At 58.7% G+C, this 18,385-nt stretch carries 18 protein-coding genes; all 18 read left to right on the forward strand.

Annotation, left to right across the window (positions count from 1 at the left end):
• Nucleotides 1-235: 235 nt before the first annotated feature.
• The 18 genes from AXF15_RS05320 (at nucleotide 236) to AXF15_RS05410 (ending at nucleotide 18,380) form a co-directional block, all read left to right on the forward strand.
• A complete protein-coding gene (locus AXF15_RS05320) occupies nucleotides 236-481 on the forward strand; it encodes an FmdB family zinc ribbon protein (RefSeq protein ID WP_066604361.1) in 246 nt (81 codons plus the stop codon).
• Between the two features lie 77 nt (nucleotides 482-558).
• Complete coding sequence (gene purB / locus AXF15_RS05325) at nucleotides 559-1,866, forward strand: adenylosuccinate lyase (protein ID WP_066604362.1); 1,308 nt, start codon at nucleotides 559-561, stop codon at nucleotides 1,864-1,866.
• The gene (gene pyrE / locus AXF15_RS05330; protein ID WP_066604364.1) at nucleotides 1,863-2,426 is read left to right on the forward strand and encodes an orotate phosphoribosyltransferase; all 564 of its coding nucleotides are present in this window, start codon (nucleotides 1,863-1,865) and stop codon (nucleotides 2,424-2,426) included. Before purB ends, pyrE begins: the two co-directional genes overlap by 4 nt.
• A gap of 4 nt (nucleotides 2,427-2,430) precedes the next feature.
• On the forward strand, nucleotides 2,431-3,597 hold the full coding sequence (locus AXF15_RS05335) for a L,D-transpeptidase family protein (protein WP_066604365.1): 1,167 nt from the start codon (nucleotides 2,431-2,433) through the stop codon (nucleotides 3,595-3,597).
• Nucleotides 3,597-4,376 carry a sugar phosphate isomerase/epimerase family protein gene (locus tag AXF15_RS05340; RefSeq protein ID WP_066604367.1) on the forward strand — a complete coding sequence of 260 codons (780 nt, stop codon included), beginning with the start codon at nucleotides 3,597-3,599 and terminating at the stop codon, nucleotides 4,374-4,376. Before AXF15_RS05335 ends, AXF15_RS05340 begins: the two co-directional genes overlap by 1 nt.
• Nucleotides 4,377-4,470: 94 nt before the next feature.
• Entirely contained in the window at nucleotides 4,471-5,889 is a 1,419-nt protein-coding gene (pyk, locus tag AXF15_RS05345; protein WP_066604371.1) for a pyruvate kinase, read from the forward strand.
• A gap of 483 nt (nucleotides 5,890-6,372) precedes the next feature.
• A complete protein-coding gene (locus tag AXF15_RS05350) occupies nucleotides 6,373-8,058 on the forward strand; it encodes a hypothetical protein (protein WP_151192292.1) in 1,686 nt (561 codons plus the stop codon).
• An 833-nt stretch (nucleotides 8,059-8,891) separates the two neighbouring features.
• Nucleotides 8,892-9,278 carry a hypothetical protein gene (locus AXF15_RS05360; protein ID WP_151192293.1) on the forward strand — a complete coding sequence of 129 codons (387 nt, stop codon included), beginning with the start codon at nucleotides 8,892-8,894 and terminating at the stop codon, nucleotides 9,276-9,278.
• Between the two features lie 80 nt (nucleotides 9,279-9,358).
• Complete coding sequence (locus tag AXF15_RS13985; protein WP_151192294.1) at nucleotides 9,359-11,248, forward strand: hypothetical protein; 1,890 nt, start codon at nucleotides 9,359-9,361, stop codon at nucleotides 11,246-11,248.
• Nucleotides 11,249-11,520: 272 nt separating this feature from the next.
• Complete coding sequence (locus AXF15_RS05370) at nucleotides 11,521-12,165, forward strand: hypothetical protein (RefSeq protein ID WP_151192295.1); 645 nt, start codon at nucleotides 11,521-11,523, stop codon at nucleotides 12,163-12,165.
• Nucleotides 12,162-12,542 carry a hypothetical protein gene (locus AXF15_RS13990; RefSeq protein ID WP_066604384.1) on the forward strand — a complete coding sequence of 127 codons (381 nt, stop codon included), beginning with the start codon at nucleotides 12,162-12,164 and terminating at the stop codon, nucleotides 12,540-12,542. Before AXF15_RS05370 ends, AXF15_RS13990 begins: the two co-directional genes overlap by 4 nt.
• Nucleotides 12,543-12,550: 8 nt before the next feature.
• On the forward strand, nucleotides 12,551-13,819 hold the full coding sequence (locus tag AXF15_RS05380; protein WP_066604390.1) for a type II secretion system F family protein: 1,269 nt from the start codon (nucleotides 12,551-12,553) through the stop codon (nucleotides 13,817-13,819).
• 179 nt (nucleotides 13,820-13,998) lie between these two features.
• A complete protein-coding gene (gene gspG, locus AXF15_RS05385; protein WP_066604391.1) occupies nucleotides 13,999-14,418 on the forward strand; it encodes a type II secretion system major pseudopilin GspG in 420 nt (139 codons plus the stop codon).
• Entirely contained in the window at nucleotides 14,396-14,872 is a 477-nt protein-coding gene (locus tag AXF15_RS05390) for a prepilin-type N-terminal cleavage/methylation domain-containing protein (protein WP_169793605.1), read from the forward strand. The genes gspG and AXF15_RS05390 overlap by 23 nt, the downstream gene beginning before the upstream one ends.
• On the forward strand, nucleotides 14,856-15,443 hold the full coding sequence (locus AXF15_RS05395) for a type II secretion system protein (protein WP_066604395.1): 588 nt from the start codon (nucleotides 14,856-14,858) through the stop codon (nucleotides 15,441-15,443). The genes AXF15_RS05390 and AXF15_RS05395 overlap by 17 nt, the downstream gene beginning before the upstream one ends.
• Nucleotides 15,440-16,204, forward strand: a complete 765-nt coding sequence (locus tag AXF15_RS05400; RefSeq protein WP_066604398.1) for a prepilin-type N-terminal cleavage/methylation domain-containing protein — start codon at nucleotides 15,440-15,442, stop codon at nucleotides 16,202-16,204. The genes AXF15_RS05395 and AXF15_RS05400 overlap by 4 nt, the downstream gene beginning before the upstream one ends.
• Nucleotides 16,201-17,136: a type II secretion system minor pseudopilin gene (locus tag AXF15_RS05405; protein WP_066604401.1), complete on the forward strand. Its 936-nt coding sequence runs from the start codon at nucleotides 16,201-16,203 to the stop codon at nucleotides 17,134-17,136. The genes AXF15_RS05400 and AXF15_RS05405 overlap by 4 nt, the downstream gene beginning before the upstream one ends.
• Nucleotides 17,133-18,380: a type II secretion system protein GspL gene (locus tag AXF15_RS05410; RefSeq protein ID WP_066604404.1), complete on the forward strand. Its 1,248-nt coding sequence runs from the start codon at nucleotides 17,133-17,135 to the stop codon at nucleotides 18,378-18,380. The genes AXF15_RS05405 and AXF15_RS05410 overlap by 4 nt, the downstream gene beginning before the upstream one ends.
• Nucleotides 18,381-18,385 lie beyond the last annotated feature (5 nt).

Genomic DNA, 18,385 nt, shown 5'->3' on the forward strand with positions numbered 1-18,385 from the left:
GCGGCGGGGCGGTTTTTTGGGACTGGACAAGAAGATGGGCCGGATTATATGCATCCAGTCCTTGAACGCAACAGGATTTCCATATTCGGAGGATTACATAATGGCGCACAAGAAAATCGAACGGAAAAAGGAACTGGACCGCCGCCGCAAACGTCGTCAGGAAAGGCTGAAGGAACGCATCCGGGAAGCCAGGGCGGCCGGCAAAAACAAGTAGGTCCGGTTTCGGGAGGTTATCATGCCTATTTATGAATATACCTGCGAAGATTGTCATCAGATCTTCGAGGAATGGCAGAAGGACTTTCAGGACAGGGCGAAAACCTGTCCCGTGTGCGGCGGGGCCGCTCACCGGCTCATCTCCAGTACTTCTTTCGTCCTGAAGGGCGGCGGTTGGTATGCCTCAGGGTACACCAAGGAAACCGGAGGCAACGGCAAGAAGGAATCCTCCTCCGCGACGGACTCGTCCCAGACGACGGCGTCCTGACGAAGGCAGCTTCGGCTGCCTTTCTCATTTCGGGCCTCACTCTTTTCCCGCGCATCAGCCGCAGGCCGTACACCATCATGATCGAACGCTACACACGCAAGGAAATGGGGCAGCTCTGGACCCTGGAGCGGAAGTTCCGGGTCTGGCTGGAAGTGGAACTGGCCATCTGCGAAGCCTGGCACGCCATGGGCGTCATTCCGGCTCCGGACATGCAGGCTATCCGCGAGAAGGCCGATTTCGAACTGGAGCGGATTCTCACTCTGGAGGAAACCACCAGACACGACGTCATCGCCTTTTTGACGGCGGTGGAGGAAAAGGTCGGGCCTTCGGCGCGGTACATTCACCTCGGGTGCACTTCTTCGGATATCGTGGACACGGCCAATGCCGTGCTTCTGACCCGCGCCGGGCGCATCATTCTCTCGGGTCTGGACGCCCTGCTGGGCACTCTGGAAATCCTGGCCCGGACCCATGCCGGGCGTCTGTGCATGGGGCGCACTCACGGCATTCACGCCGAGCCCACCAGCTTCGGCCTGAAGATGGCCGGTTTCCACGCCGAATTCCAGCGTCACCGCCGCCGCTTTGCCGAGGCCGTGGAGAATATCCGCGTGGGCAAGATTTCGGGTGCCGTGGGCACCTATGCCCAGCTCGAACCCGAACTGGAAAAGCGCGCTCTGGACATTCTGGAACTTGAAGTGGAGCCCGCCTCCACCCAGGTCATTCCGCGCGACCGTTATGCCCAGTATTTCACCACTCTGGCCCTCATGGCCGGGGGCGTGGAGCGCCTGTGCGTCGAACTGCGGCATCTGCAGCGCACCGAAGTGCTGGAGGTAGAGGAAGGCTTCGCCCAGGGGCAGAAAGGCTCCTCGGCCATGCCGCACAAGAAGAACCCCATTTCCGCTGAAAATCTGACCGGCCTGTCCCGGCTGGTCCGCTCCAACGCTCTGGCGGCCATGGAAAACATGGCCCTGTGGCATGAGCGCGACATCAGCCATTCTTCGGTGGAGCGGGTCATCATGCCGGACTCCACCATTCTTGTGGACTACATGCTGCACCGCCTGAACAATCTGCTGAAGGGGCTGCGCGTCATCCCCGAAAACATGGAGAGAAATCTCATGGGCTCCCACGGCCTGTTCTTTTCCCAGAGGGTTCTCCTGGCCCTGGTGGAAGCGGGGCTGGCGCGCCAGGAAGCTTATGTGATGGTACAAAAGGTGGCCATGCGCTGCTGGCGGGAGCGGACATCCTTTGAAGATGCCGTGCGCGCCGATGTGGACATCGCCGCCCGGCTGGACAAGGCCCGGCTGGATAAGGCCTTTGACCTGAATTACTACCTGCGCCACGAACGGACCATCCTGGACCGCGTGTTCGCTTCCGGGGAAAGCATATGACCGACATGAAAAAGCGTCTGGCCCGCCTGCTGGTCGAAAAATCCTACCTTGAGGGAGATTTCACGCTGACCTCCGGCCAGAAGAGCGATTATTACTTCGACTGCAAGCACACGGCCCTGCATCCGGAAGGCTCCTGGCTGCTGGGGCGGCTTTTTCTGGATATGATCCGCGAACAGGGCGGCATCCAGGGCGTGGGCGGCATGACCCTGGGCGCGGACCCGCTGGTTTCGGCCGTGACCGTGGTCTCGCATCTGGAGGGCTATCCCCTGCCCGGATTCATCATCCGCAAGGCCCCCAAGGGGCACGGCACCAACCAGTATCTGGAGGGCCTGAACAACTTTGCGCCGGGGCAGAGCGTGTGCCTGCTGGAGGATGTCATCACCACCGGCGGGACCCTGCTCAAGGCCGTGGAGCGGGTGCGGGAGCAGAATCTGAACATCGTGGCCGTGCTGGGCGTGCTGGACCGGGAACAGGGCGGACGCGAAAATCTGGCCGGGGCTGGTTTCGAGCTGCGGACCATATTCACCCGCCGGGAACTGCTGGAAACCGCCCGGGGCTGACCGCATGCGCCGGGTGCTGCTTTTTTTTCTGCTGCTGGTGGGTACCGCCCACGCCGGGGACGGCTGGAAAGCCTCCCTGACCCCGCATTTCCGCCTGCCGGCTCTGTTTTTGGCCGTGGACAAGGAAAGCCAGCGGACCTACTTCGTGCGTCCCGCGGATGATGCTCTGGACAGGGAGGAGCTTGTCTGCACCACGGGCCGCAGGGACGGCGACAAGCAGAAGGAAGGCGACCTGAAAACCCCGGAAGGGGTGTACTTCATCGGCGACAGGATCAAAAAGAAGCTGGATTACACTCTCTACGGCAATACGGCCTTCGCCCTGAATTATCCGAACCCCATGGACCGGCTGCGGGGCAAGACCGGCTACGGTATCTGGATTCACGGCCGCGGTACGCCCATCACTCCCAAGCTGACCAGGGGCTGCGTGGCCCTGCAGAACCCCCGTGTGGACACTCTGCACGAGCACATCACCCCGCATCTGACGCCGGTGGTCATCGCCCAGACCCTGGACTGGGACAATGCTTCCTCCGTATCCATTTCGGAGGTGGCGCGCGGAACATGGTCATGGATCGGTGCTAGGGAACGCCGGGACCCGGCCTTCTTCGAGTTCTACAACGCCTCTTTGTATGAAAAATCTTCGGGCGCGCCCTTTGCGGACTTTGTCCGGGAGGTGCAGGAAGAATCGGTCAGGCTTCCGTGGGTGGATATCCGTGTGGAGAATCTGCATGTGCTGGAGGGCCCCGGCTACATGGTCAGCTCCTTTATCCAGCATGATTTTCCCCATGCCGGGAAGAGCGGTCACCGCAGGCTGTACTGGACCGGAGACGGGGGAGTCTGGAGAATAGCGGGCGAAGAGTGGGTCGAACTGGGAGCCGAAGACCGCGAGGGCTACGCCCGGCTCGTGGACAAGGAAATCCGGACCCTGCTTCTGCACGGCGAGGCGCTCTGGACTGGCGGCGACCGCGCCGCCCTGGCCGAAATCTATGCTCCCCAGTGCGAAGTCCCGGTCAGTCTGAATGCGAGTAACCCTTTTTCCGGCGAGCCCGTCATCACCATCGCCGAAGACGGAGTACGGGCCGTCCTGTCCCGCCCCGGGAGCACCGCCCATGCCTTTCTGTTCCGGCCCGGCCCTTTTGACACCTGGCTCATCGTGGATCAGAGCGGCGGCTGATGCTTTTTGTCAACCTGCCGCTGCGCTTCATCGAGCAGCATCCCCACTATCTGGACCTTTTTCTCCGTCATCGCCTCCATCCGGAGCTGGGGCTGGACGCCTTGGCGCTGGATCTTTTTTCTCCCGCCCGGCACCGGGAAATCGCCCGGACATTTCGTGACGCGGGGCTCTCCTGCGCCGTTCACCTGCCTTTCTTCGATCTCCACCCCGGCAGCCTGGACCCGCTGGTGCGCTCCGTGTGCCGTCAGCGTCTGCTTCAGGCCGTGGACGCGGCCCGCGTTTACGAACCCGTCCACTTCGTGGCCCATCTGGACGGCCAGCATCTGTGGCCGCCGGACATGCGGGAACAGTGGCTGGCCCATTCCCTTGAGACATGGGGAATGGTCATGGAGCGGGCGGATGGCGTACCCCTGTTTCTGGAAAACGTCTTCGAGCCCACGCCCGCTCAGCATGTGCAGGTCTTGCGGGCGCTGGGCGGCCGGGCCGGAGCCTGTCTGGATATCGGGCACTGGCACGCCTTCGCCGACGGGGCCCGCAAGGCCGACCTGGCGGACTGGCTCTCGGCTCTGGGGGCCTTTCCGATGCATCTGCATCTGCACGATAATGACGGCAGTGCGGATCAGCATCTGGGGCTGGGAGAAGGCACCATCCCGTGGGACGAACTCTGGGACTGGCTTCGCTCGCATCGCGTCAGCGCCACCCTGGAGCCGCACACCGGGCGGGATTTTCATGCCGCCTGGGCTTACCTGGACCGGCATGGTTTGCGGAATCTGTTCTGAACGGGTATACGCGGGGCGACGGCATTTTTTGATCCGTTCTTCCGGGTTCGCGAGCCCTTCCCGCCAGAATCTGTAACCAGAAGAGGACACACCTATGCGCACCAAGATCGTGGCCACTCTCGGCCCGGCGTCCATGGACCAGAACATCATGAAGGAAATGGCGCTCCTTGGAGTGCGTGTTTTCCGGCTCAACTTTTCCCACTCCGACGCGGCCCATTTCGCGCCGGTCGTCCGCAAAATCCGGGAAGTGGAAAAGGAAACGGGCCTTTGTCTGACCATCATGGGCGACCTGTGCGGCCCTAAAATCCGTATTGGTGAGGTGGCCGGTTCGCCCCGCCAGATTTCCAAGGGCGACCAGGTGTTTCTCGGCACGCCGGACATGGCGTCCCGGAGCGACGGGCTGTTCATCAGCCTGGATGTGCCGGAGCTGCTGGAAGGGCTGGCCGAGGGCATGCCCGTCTCCCTGTCCGACGGCATGCTGCAGTTCAGGGTGACGCGGGTGGTGGAGGCCGATCGCCTGGTGGTCATGGAGGCCCAGACCGGCGGCATTCTGACCTCGAACAAGGGCATCGCCTTTCCCGGCAAGACGCTCAGGGTGGCGGCCATGACCGAGAAGGACCGGCGCGACCTCCATCAGGGGCTGGACATAGGCATCGACGCTGTGGCCCTGTCCTTCGTGCAGAGCCGGGAAGACATCGACGATCTCAAGGCCGAAATTTCCCGGCACGGCACCTGGATCCCGGTGGTGGCCAAGGTGGAACGCAAGAACGCCGTGGACAAGCTGGATTCCATTCTGGACGCGGCCGACGCCATCATGGTGGCCAGGGGAGATCTGGGGCTGGAATGCAGTCCGGCGGAACTGCCCGTCCTGCAGAAAAAAATTCTGCGGGCCTGCCGCCATGCCCAGAAACCGGCCATCGTGGCCACGCAGATGCTCCTTTCCATGGTCAAGAACCCGCTGCCCACCAGGGCCGAGTCCACGGATGTGGCCAACGCCATGCTGGACGGCGCGGACTGCGTCATGCTTTCCGAGGAGACGGCCATCGGCAGCTACCCGTTGGAGGCCGTGCGCTTCATGAATGAAATCGCACAGTACGCCGAACCGTATTATCTGGACCGCATCGGCGGGCCCTATGTGCCCAAGGCCGAGAAAAATCCGCCCAAGTTTCTGGCTTATTCGGCCTGCCTCATGGCCGAGAACGCCGACAGCACGGCTCTGGTCTGCCACTCCACCACGGGTGCCACAGCAAGATACCTGAGTTCCCGCCGTCCGGCCCAGCCCATCTATGCCATGACCACGGACACGCGGGTCATGCGCTGGATGAATTTTTTCTGGAGCATCATTCCGGTGGAAAGCCCCATTGAGCCGTACAGCCATCAGAAACGGGCGGAGAAGTTCGTGCAGGAAAGCCCCCTGTTCCGGCCGGGTGAAAACGTCGTCATCGCCAGCGGGCAGGCCACGCCGGGCATGGGCACGGTCATGACCAATGAAATCAAGGTCTATTACAAATAAATTTGTCCATCGTGCTGGAGGGAAGGGGGCTCCACCTGAAATGGTGTGGACAGGCCGGATATCTACGGCTGGACTTGGCACATGGAGGGATGCTTCTCAGATTGAGCGGAAAACGTGAGTCTTGCCGCATGGATAATCGTTTTAAATGTTGCTTTCCTGGCACAAAACAGTCAAATATTTTCCCATGGGGTTGAGCTGAAGTGGTCTCTCATATTGACGTATGATGGCAGAGCTTGTAGTTGATTTTTAGCTTATGGCGAGAAGGAGAGTTGCGTCTCCAGTTTTTACTGCGTTTTTAGGTTGACAGTTTTTGCCGGAACCAATTAGAAGCCTTGACAAAGACAGCAGCAGAGTTTGTTTTCTTTCAACTAGGAGGCGGGTTGTGAGAAAACAGTTTCGCGGTGATATTTTCCCGCAAGGGAAGGGCCAGTGGCCCTAAGGGATGGAAATGAGTTTTTTAACCAAATTGTATGGAGGAAGTTTATGTTGAAGAAACTTGTGTTGGTCATGCTGGTGATGCTGTTCATCACGGCAAATGCGTATGCTGCCAAAAATGATGTGCATCCGTTTACGGAAATTCCGCCTATCGTTAAAGGTGCGTGCAGTCAGGCCGGTTCGGTGACTCTGACTTTTGAAAATGCAACAGAAGTGAGTCCTTCCGTTGCGGAAATCATTGGGCGTCTGAGCCCCGGTGTTACCTTGTGCCAGCCCATTGATGTGTATGTGCGCATTGCCGACGGCACAAGCACTGTCGGTGCCCCTAAGACTACCGGCGTGGTGCAGCAGGAGTTCAAGGCCATTGGTGTAGGCGGCAAGGATGTCGTCTTTCGTGTGGTTGGTGCCGTTGGGACGGATGAAATTCGCATTCTGCCTCTGAACGGAACATTGGAGGCTAATAACACGGGCATGAAGATCGTCCTGTTCAACTCCGAAGGTAATTTTACAGACGGCGAGATGCTGGATGCGACCAAAGTCGGTTACAACGCCAGCACTGGTGATTTCTTTAATGCTACGACGGGTGCGGTGCTGGCTGGTGCGCCTCTGAACAATAACGAAGCCCTTCGGGTCATGGGTGTGGACAACTCTTTGTGTGTGCAGACTGCAGCTGACTATGCGGCGCATGAGGTTCGCATTTATCTGGAGTCCGCTCCCAAGGTATACACCTTCTCGCCTGCTGACTCTGTTATTGCCATTGTGGGTACGAAACCCATCTCTGAGGTTCCGCAGAAGAAGGCCCTGACCGCTCCCGTGCCGCTTGCTGGTGATCAGGGCGGTGCCTCTGGCTGCGACAAGTCCTATTATAATGCAACAGGAATGTGCGAGACTTACGATGCTGGTATGTTTGGGCATTATGCGCTGCACTCTGGCTCCGGATTCCAGGCGGGTATTTACCTGTTGGAGATGGAAATCCTGGTGAATGGCGCTGGCGGTGACAAGGGTGCGTACTTCGCAGCACTTCCCCAGGGTATTCAGCTGGCCAAGAACAGGGCGCAGATGATCCAAGCTTACGTGAATACTGCTGCTCTGGGAAGCATTGAGCGGTTTCTGGGTACCGGCGCGACCACTATGGCTGCTCCTGTTCCCGGTTGCGTGCGCGCTGACGACGAAAAGATCACCAAGATCAGGGGCGAAATGGTGCTGACCCCGGCTATGATCGCCGCGATGGAATATCTGCGTTTCGATGTGCCTACGATCGCCGTGCCTGGTCTGGCTGCCGGGGATATCGTGACCCTGAAGGTTACCCTGAAACGCGGCCGCTGCCAGACGGTGTACTCTGGTTCTCGCAACCTCTTTACCATGGTTGATAAGTGCTCCTCGGCTGCTCCGGCGGGTTCGCTCTTCTTCCCCTACTTTGCAGGAACCGCTGACGGTTATTGGAACGGTATGGCTCTGGTCAACTCCGGTGCCGCTGATGCAAATGCCACTCTGACGATTGTGGAAGAGAATGGCAACAAGGGTACTTTGGAGTTGATAGTTCCGGCTGGCGGCATGGTTGTGAAGCTGGTTGAAAATCTGCCTAAAGAGGCCGGTTTTGTTGCTAATCCCGCGAATACCTCTCCCATGGGTGCTGTCCGCTGCTACATCTCTGTGGCTGCAGTGGGTGGCAATTTGAATGGCTTTGCCATGATGGCTGATGGCGCCCAGTCTATGGGTTACACGGTGCCTTAAGTTTGTTTCATAAACGTAACAAAAAGGCGGAGGGGTGACCCTCCGCCTTTTACTTTGGCATTAAGAATAATGACTTTATCTTTATCGCAGTGTTGGACTCTTTATGCATTTCCATAAACATTACATGAACATGAGTAGGTAGTGAGCTGATTTTAAATTTATGCCAAATTATCAGATCTGTCGTGTGCATCTTTTTGGTATTGCTCTTATGAATTTATTTTTTTTCTGAATAAAGAGGACGTCATGAAAAATTTTTTTTTTGCGTAATAATATTTTATCTACAATTATCCTTGGCCCAAGCAGAAGTGTGGACCGTTTGGACACAAGATCCATTAGGAAATGTCCAAAAAACTCAATGGGAGACGAACAAGACTGACTCCATACAAGAAAATAGCGTCGCCTTTTTTCTAAGAGGCCAGGCAGAACCGCTGTATACTGTATATGAGACTACAAAAGAGATTCGGATTGTATTCAACTCGGGTCTGACTCGTCGTTTTGTGCGTGGCCCGTTGGTTGTCGCTGACATCCCGATGCCTTTGATTATGCATATACCTTCGGAGAGCTCCCAGAACCACATCTGCACTGAAGAATATACCGGCGGTATGATTTTTAGAAATTGTATGGACATAATTCGTGCACGTTCTCTGGAGGATGCAAAAAATCTTCCCACACCCCAGGCTGGCCAGATGGTGTTGGTTCTGGATGATTCAGCGGAACTCAGGGCCATAATCGGATCAGGCTTCCGGGCTGAGCGGCAATGACGCTTGTTTGTCGAAAGGAACTGTCGGTTGTTGTCTACACTGCACGGTCATCTGTCTTTCGGGAGTATGAAGATGAAAGTCAGCGTAATGTTTGTTCAGTGTCTTTGTGTGTTCTTTTTTTTCCCGGCGGTGCTTCTGAGTGCCACCGAGAAAGAAGTATATGAAGCGGACATGATCCCGTGGTCCGGATACTGGTGGCCCTCGCGTCTGGGCGGCATGCATACGGGTGTTGGCTACAGGGGGCACCCTACTGTCTTGCAGAAGTTAGAAGGCATCTCTTCTTCCCAGAGCGCGGCCGTTACCAGCTGGTATGTGCAAAATTTTTTCAAGCCTGACGGCGAGGCTTGGTTTGGACTGTGTCATGCTTGGGCACTGGCGGCTGCCCATGAGCCGGAACCGACCAGGGGGGGGTATTTCGTGGAGTCCCCCTGGGGGTTGGGGATAAAAAAGCATTTCTGACCCTGGCCCACACGCATGATGTCACGTACAGGGGAAATGGCTATGACCCGCTTGTTTTTCATCAATGGATTCTCCGTTTTTTGAAGGAGAACAGAAAGCCTTTTGTGGTGAATTTAGGCACTGACAGGGAGGTGTGGTTTTATCCGGCCTATCGGGCTGAGGTAAGTAAGGCCGATTTTACGGATCGGACGGAATTCGACACTCTGCTCTGGTATGCGGCTAACGGGGTTTTCCCTGATTATGTAGGCATACTCCCAGCGGTGACGCGTCAGACTTATACTTTGTATAAAAACAGTGAAGGCCAGTATACGCGGGGAATTTGGACTGGAGACAGTGTTTCGGATTATCCTAGGGCTTTATGGTCGAGTCTGGAGCGTAAAGGTCCTGCCGGGTTTGACATGGAGGCGGTCATCGCTGCCGTGAGGACCGAAACCGATGATCTGTCCACAGGCTTTTTGCGCCCCGGCGCTTTCAGCGCTTTCGCAGAGGGGACCTGGAGCGGCAATTTGGACGCCATGGCCGGAGAATGGCTGGAAGTGGAATTTTCTTTGCCCAATCGGCAGGCATCCCTTTCTGTAAGTATTTCTGATGGGATTTTGCTTTTATCGGAAACCGTAAGCCAAGCGAATCCGCGTATCCGTTATTTGACCCGGAGGGCAAACCCCACCTTGACTATTACGGCAGATCCGCAGCTGGGTGCTATCCCCTATACTTTGCGTTATGATCTGGCGCGTACGCCTCTGGCGACCATGACCCGCCGGGACGCTAATCTGCTATGGACGGGACTGGCTGGAGTGCCTAACCTCCCGGCTGGCGAGTCAGGTTCTTTGTTGTTGACGGCGCGGGCTCGAAATGGATCTCCCCTCCGTTCGGAGACCTTGCCCGTTACAGGGAACTCCAAGTTCAGCCACTTGGTGAATCTGCCTGATTTTGATATCTGGGCCTTTGGGCGGGCGGAACACTTTGAGGTGACTGTTGGAAAAACTCTACCTTTCGGGCTGGTAGGGTTGAGCGCCAATATTTCGGGCTTAAATGCATTTTCCACGCCTCCTGCTCACGGCAGGCATGCCGTGTATGGGCGTTTTTCCAACAAGGGGAATGCCGTTGCATTTTATGTCAGAAATCACGAAGCGAGAGAAGTAAATGGTACCATTGAGGCTTGGGAGGGCGAAGGGACCGGATGGCTCGGGGCGGCCAACCGGGTTGTAAATACGAGTGTAACTCTCGCTCCCCGTGAACTCCGGTTTTTTTCCTGGGGAGCGCCGCCGCTTCCTTATCTCAGAGTTCCTGGTCAGTTTGCCATTGATTTTGGCTCCGCCAGAGTGAGTCTTGAGGCGTGCTTTGTAGATCGTTCTTCTTCAGAAATGGTGCCTGCTGCCGGAGAGTTCGGGCGGGAGTTTCTGCTCTCCCATTATCCCAATGCCGAAGGGTGGGGGACGACCCTGCATATTTTGAACCCTTGGGCCACGACGGTGGAAGTGGGCATCGAGACTGCGGACGGACGGCGTCTGCGTACAGTTTTTGTGCCGCCTCGCCGTTTAGTGGAGATCGAAACCGCTTCTTTGCCCGTAACAGGGCAGACGTTGCATGTGCGTTCGGATGTAAGTATGGCGGCCCATGCCTGTTACCAAGCCAGCGGAGGAGACTGGGCCATGCTGCCTCTTTCCCGTCCGGATCAGGCCAGAACGGAAATCCTGGTGCCGCATTTGCCGGACGCGCCATGGTGGGCGGGAGTGATTCTGGATAATGCCAATGCGGGGGCGTGCGAAGTCGTGCTGGAGTATTTTGGAGCATCCGGCGAGATGCTGCGCTCCGAGCGGCGGGTACTGGATGCGTATGAACCCTGGGTTTTTACGGCCGCACGTTCTCCGGAAAAAGTATACTTAAAGGTTCGGTCCTCCGCGCCTTTGGGCTGCGGCGTATTGTACGGCTCGGATAATTTATCGGCGGTGGCGGGCTATACGCCGTAACGCGTTGAAGCTCTATTGCTGATCGAATAATAAGGGAAACCATGAAGAAATTGTGTTTGTTTTGTCTGTTGTTGTGCTGGAGCGTGAACGCTCTGGCCCTGGAAATCGCCGCGACCGCTGATTTGCGGGGCACCGTTGAACCATGTCCTGGTTGACAGGGGGCCTCTTACGGGGGAGCGGCCAGGCTGGCGGCTGTATTCAAGGAACTGAAGAAGAATAACGATCTGCTCGTAGTGGATGCGGGTGGTGTAAATTCCGGTTCACCGAAGATTGTGGAGCAGGAACGGTCAGGAGTTCTGCTGAAGCTCATGGACGCCATGGGCTATTCCCTGCTGAATCTCACGGCCGGAGACATTGCCTTGATGGGCAAGGGTTTCCTGAAGGAGACGGCGATTCTGTCTGCCAACTTTCAGGGGCAAAACGCCTCCTTCAGGGTGCTCAGGGAATTTGATCACACGGACGCCCAAGGCCGGAAGTTTCGCTTTTTCGGCGCATATGACGGCCCGGACCCGCGTTTTTCAAGTGCCCGGGAATGGCTGGCCGCCGCGACTCTTCCCGCGGATCGGACATGCGTGCTTCTTTACTACGCAGACCGGCAGCCTGATGCGGAAACGAAAGGGTTTCTGAAAAAATTCGATGCGGTCATCGCCAATGTAAATCTTCCGGAAGATGTACCTGCCTTCGTCCCATTGGCCAAAGGAAAGCAGGTGGCGGTACTGAGTGTACAGGACAAGAAACGGGTCAGCGGCCGCGACATCCTTGTGGATGAACATGTTATCGGCGATCCGGAAATGCTCGACTTGGCCTGGCGGGAGCAGTCGGCGCTTTCCAAGCGTGTGGACGAACTGGAGCGTACGCAGTACTTGCGTATGAGCCCGGAAGAATTCATCAAATCCTACCAGAAGGAATCCCAATGAGATTGAAGACGTTATTGTGTCTGCTGTGTTGTGTGGCACTCTGGGCCTGTGGCGACAAGATGACGGAAGAAGGATTGCGCGAGGCGGCTACGGCCTACGTGGCGGCCATGGAAACCGGGGATGCGGATACCCTGCGCAAGTATGAATTTCCGGATGTGGATGTGCCCCTGGCCATGTCCAAAATGAAAGCGAGCTATTCCAATCTGAGACTGGACAGTGTGAACGCCACGGGAAGCGAGGGCCGGGTGACGATTAATGCCACCGTCTCCATGTTTGGGGCCCGGCTTGAAGTGCCGTTGCAGCAGCAATGGCAGTATGTGGACGGCGGCTGGAAGCTGGTTCGCAAACCCATGAAGTTTGGTTTCGACAGCAAATAGGTCCGATTGTGCTCTATTACCGGGCCGTGAATGCCCAGGGCGAGATTGTCACGGGCTCGCATCCCGCCGCCGGGGGGGAGCGGGATGTGATCCTGCACTTGCAGGCTCAGGGGCTGACGCCTCTGCGTGTACAGGCTTCGCCTTTCACGGCCGGCCGGGGCGGAGCGGCATCCCGGCGGCGGAAGAAAATTCCTTCGGCACGTAGTGGGCGAAAGTGGGATATCACCCTGTTCCCCTCGCGTCTGTCCCCGCGTGATCTCATCACCTTTGCCCAGGATGTGGCCGTGCTGCTGGAGTCGGGCATTTCCCTGGCCAGAGGACTGCATATTCTTCAGGACCTGAATGCGCATCGCCGCAATCTGCACGCTCTGCTCGCGCGTGTGCATGAGGATCTGCGTGAGGGCTCTCCCTTCTGGGAGGCTCTGGACAGGCAGCGCCCCAAGGTGCCGCCGGTGTTCGTATCCATGGTCCGGGCCGGAGAGACGGGCGGAGCGCTGCCGCTTATCCTGAACCGTCTGGCCGCTTACTTGGAGGACATGCAGGAGCTGAAGGAATTCCTGCGCGGAGCCATGATCTATCCGGCTATCCTGACCGTGACCTCCCTTGTGTCTCTGGTAGTGATGCTGATTGTGGTCGTGCCCAGATTCGCCCAGGTATTTACGGACATGGGCATGGAGCTTCCGGCCGTGACTCAGTTCATGTTCACTGCCGGGGAAATCATGCAGCGGCGGTGGTGGGTGATGCTGCTGGCGCTGGCGGGGATCGTCATGAGTCTGGTTCTGGCCCTGCGTACGAATCAGGGACGGCAGACCTGGGACCGGGTGGTGCTGCGTCTGCCAGGCATCGGCGGATTCAAGCGCAAGATTGAAATTGCCCGCTTTTGCCGCACCCTGGGCACTCTTCTGGACAGCGGAGTCCCCATTTTGCAGTCCATGCGGATCGTACGCGGGGTGGTTATGAATTCCCTGCTGAACCAAGCCATCGGGCAGGCCCATGACGATCTGAAGCAAGGTATGGTGCTGTCCGCCGCCCTGGAGAAATCCGGGCTCTTCCCGCCTCTGGCCGTGAACATGGTCGGCGTGGGCGAGGAAACGGGCCGGCTGGGGATGATGCTCGATAAGGTCGGTCAGCTTTACGACAAGGAGCTGAAAAAGGGTGTCAAGGTGTTCAGCTCCTTTTTCGAGCCCATGGTGCTTCTGGTCATGGGCACCCTCATCGGCGGGATGGTCATCTCCATGCTGCTGGCCATCTTCAGCATCAACGACATGAAAATGTAGGAAATGCCGTCGCGCGGTTTGGCTTCTGTTTTTCCGAAACATTGTTTTGCCTGGAAAATCGCCGCATTATCACCCGCCACGCTTTATATGATACGCCGCTGGACGCCGCGCTATTCCGCCCTTAAGAAAGCATCATGCCCATCTCCATTTTCCAACCTTGAAGAAACGGGGAATCTCTCATGAACAAACACGCTTCCCAGGGTTTCTCCCTGATCGAACTGCTGATCGTCATGGTCATCATGGGCCTGCTGGCCGGTCTGGTCGGCCCTCAGCTTTTCGGAAAGGTCGGCACCGCCAAAACGGGCTCGGCCCGGACGCAGATCGAAATGCTGGGCACGGCCCTTGATTCCTACCGCCTGGACAACAGCATGTATCCCACCAGCTCTCAGGGGCTGAACGCCCTGCGCGAGAAACCGCAGGGTGTGGACACCTGGCGCGGCCCTTACCTGCGCAAGCCCGTCCCCAAAGACCCCTGGGACCGCCCGTACATCTACAAGAGTCCGGGTGATCACGGCCCCTACGACCTGTCCAGTCTGGGGCTGGACGGCCAGCCCGGCGGCGAGGATGAAAACGCCGATGTCAACAGCTGGGAGAACTGACGCCTCCGGCTTCACCCTGGTGGAGCTGATGGTGGTGCTGTTTCTCATGGCCCTGTTCGCCTCTCTGGTTTTCGGTCTGAATGCGCGCCAGCGGGACAGTCTGGCCTTGCGCGATTTCGGGGTGAGTCTGGTCGCTTATCTGCAACTGGCGCGCAGCACCGCGTTGACGGAAGGCCGCCCGGCGCAGTGTCTGCTGAACCGTGAAACGGGCCGTATTTCCTGTACGCTGCTTCCCAGAACGTTGTCCCTGCCCCGTGGTATGCAGCTTGCCGTGGATGGGATCACAGACCAGAGCCGGAATCTGCTGCTCATGGAGTACTTCATGGATGGCTCGGCCCTGGGCGGTGTTTTGACGCTGCGCTACAGAGACGACGCGGTTCGCGTCGAGGTGGACCCGCTGCTGGGAGTGACGACATTCCGGTTCGAGGAGAGCCCGGATGCGGATATTTCCTGAACGCCTTCGCTTTGCGTGTTTCCCCCTGATTTTTCGTGTCTCTTCTGGACGTCGGCCCCCGGCGGGTGCACCCGTCCATTGCCGGGGCATTCGTTGCACGGCCTTCACTTCCGGTGGCTTCACGCTGCTGGAAGCCCTCATTGCCTTGGTTATCGTGGGCGTATCTCTTGGAGTCCTCTTTCAGGTGGTGTCCGGCAGTATTAATCTGAGTCTGCACGGACGGGAGTTGTTCGTGATTACGGCCGAAGCCCAGGCCGTATTCGACGCCGTGGCTCCCCGGTCTCTGCCCTGGGAAGAGCTGGAATGGAGCAACAGCACGGAAACCGGGGAATGGACGCTGACTCTGCATCCGGTCATTCTCCGGGACGCTTTCGAGCGGACGGGCGTTACGGGCGGGCATGATCTGTTCAAGCTGGTCTTCGATTACCGCGATCTGGCCTCGGACCGGGCGGTCCGCCTTTTTTCCTATCGCCGGGAACCGCAGGACCGGCTGCATGTTTTCCTGGAGAAAAACCGGGAGCATGTGGTCTGGGACGAACATGACCGGTTCGCGGAGTTCCTCACGCCATGAAGGGGACGCACGGGTTCACGCTGCTGGAAATGATCGTGTCCATGGTCATTGTCAGCGTCATCGTGCTTGCGGTGTACACGGCCTATTCCACCGTGACGCGTACCTGGAGCGCGAGCCAGGAGCAGACCGCGCGGTTCAGGCTGGAGGCCGTGAGCACGCGCTTATTGGTGGAAGACTGGAAGGCTCTGAGGTCCTATACGTTTTCCACGGAGCGGGGGGTATATCCCTTTCTCTTTGGGAGCGCGGACCGGCTGGCTTACGTGACGACGCACGGCCTGGGCGCGCACAGAAGCGTGCGGGGAGGACTTTTCTTCACTCTGCTTTTCATTGAACCCACGGAACAGGGTGTGGCGCTGTATTGCTACAAAACCGACGTGCCGGAGGTGGATTTTTCGGAGCTGGTGCGCCTGTATCAGGCTGGCGGCCAGGATGCTGCGGTGGCGTCCATTGAAAAAGATTTGCTGGACAGGTCCGTGCTGCTCAAAGAAGCCGACGAGGCCGCTTTTTCTTTTGATGCGACGAACGAAACCGCGCTCCCCGAGGAAGAGGAGTCCGTGCTGGAGCCGCACGATCTGGAACTTCTGCCCTCGGAGCGGTGGACAGAGAAAGAGCCTCCGCTGCGCATACGTCTGAGCCTGCGCCGGGGAGATGAGTTCGGGTTCATCGAGGTCACCCGGCCGGTGCCGGATAATTCCACCAATGCCACGGGTTCCGCCAATTCCACCGAGGCGAGGACCAGAATCGAACTGGAGGGGGAATGAGGGCGGCGTACGGGGAGCGGGGTTTCGTGCTCATGGCGGTGCTGTGGCTCATCGCCCTTTTCACCATAGTGGCGCTGGGCTACGCGCGGACCACCCGCTACAAGACGCAGGAGCTGGTCAACGAACTGCGTCTGATGCGGGAAAATCATCTCTTTGCCAGCGCCCTGGAAATCGCGGCCGCGCGGTACGAGCTGTACACCCTGAACCGTCAGCGTTTTCTCTCTTCGGGCCTGGAGGACAGCCTGACGAAGGAGCAGCGTTCGGTCATGTGGTATCCCCGGCACGAGGCCTATCCTCTGGAGATGGAAGGCGAGGAATTTTTCGTGCGCTTGGAACCTGTCGGCGGTCGTATCTCGCTCAGGGCCATGACGCCGGAACTGTGGTTTTCGATCCTGGAAGCCTGTGGAGTGGCGGACGAGGAGGCCCGGCTGGCCATCATGGCCGCCGTGGCCGACTGGGAAGATGCGGATAATCTGCTGCATCTGGACGGAGCCGAAGGTGATTACTATGCGGGCCTGTCCGTACCGTACGCGTGCAAGAACGCACCGATGGAGCATATCGAGGAGCTCCTGCTGGTGCGCGGAGTGACGCCGGATGTTTTCTACGGCACACCGGATCATCCGGGTTTGCGGGATTTTCTGGACGTGGGGGGCGAAAGCGCCAAGCTCGATATCAACAGTGCCCCGCCCATGACCTTTCATATCGCTCCCAGCCTGACTCCGGAAGAGCTCGATGCTATCGTGGCTTTGCGCCGGGAAAATCCGATCATGGCGATGACCGAGGCTTACGAGGAGACCGGTCTGGTGGCGGCTTCGGAACTTGACCGTTTTTTCCATGTACTGCACAACCCCCAAAGTGTTGTGGCGCGGGTGGCCCGTCATCCCGATCCCGGACCGGGAGTTCGGACAGGCACGAGGATGCTGAGCGAGTGAAGAAATTTGACTGGACCGTGTTTTTTCCCGGGCAGATGACCTTTCTGCTCCTGCCCGGAGAGCTGATCGGTGTGCGTTCCGTTCATGTGGGCGGCCGTGGCCGGTCCACGCACGCCCGCAGCTGGGCCTGCGCGGATCGCGAGGCCCTGTCCCGATCCCTGCTGGCGGCCAGGGAAGAACTGGGCGTGGGCAAAGACACGTTGTGCCATGTGGGCCTGCCCCTGGGTGACATGACGCTGGTGGAGTTCTCCCTGCCTCTGGCTGCCCGCGACGACCTGGACAATGCCGTGCGTTACTCCCTGATGCGGCATGTGCCCTTTGATCTGGATGGTTTCCGGTGGGAATTCGACGCCGTGGAGGAGCAGGGAGAGGTGGCTGTGGCCGTGACGCTCATGCACCGGCAGACTCTTGCGGCGGTGATGGACCGCTTCAGCTCGGCCGGCGTGCCGGTGGCCACGGTGTTTCCCGCCTGCATGGTCCTGTTTCCGCACATTCCGGACGGGGGTGTGGCGGCCTTGACGCGCGGCGGCGCGGCGGATGCGGTCATCTGGAACGGGCGGCGGATATGCTGGCAGCAGGGCGGTGCCGAGAGCCCTTCGGCCTTGGTGGCCCGGGCCGCCGGACTGCTGGAGAGCTACGGCGTGGAGAGCCGCTCCGTGGCGGTACTGGGGCCCGCTCTTGAAGTGCCGGAGGCCCGTTCCATCGCCCCCGAAGAGCTCGATCTGGGCGGGCCGCGCCGTTTCCGGATCAATGTCATTTCCGAGCGGGCCATCCGTGGCCGCCGCCGGGCGCGGCAGGCCGTGCTCTGGGCTGCCGCGCTGCTGGTCTGTACACTGCTCTTGCTGCCGTTTCGGGACGTGCTGGTCTGGGAGCGCCGGGTATCGGCTCTGGAAGAGCGGGTGGGGGAATTGCGCCAGGAGGCGGATTCACTCATCAACATGCGTGAGCAAAGCGCCGCTTTTGAAAAACGCATGGAGCGCTGGTCCCGGACTTTTGCCAGCAACGTGGATATGGGGCGGATCCTGCGCGAAGTGACGGAACTCATGCCTGCCGGGGCCTGGCTCGACAACCTGCAGATACAGGAACGCCGGATCGTCGTGGCGGGCAACGCGCCCTCGGCCACCTTCGTACTGGAACAGATGGAGATTTCCTCCCTTTTTCAGGATGCGCGTTTCGACGCTCCCGTGACCCGGCAGGGGCAGCTTGAAGTCTTCCGCATCGCCGCCACCATCAGCCCACAGTGAGGGAG

It is taken from the genome of Desulfomicrobium orale DSM 12838, assembly GCF_001553625.1.
GTDB lineage: Bacteria > Desulfobacterota > Desulfovibrionia > Desulfovibrionales > Desulfomicrobiaceae > Desulfomicrobium > Desulfomicrobium orale.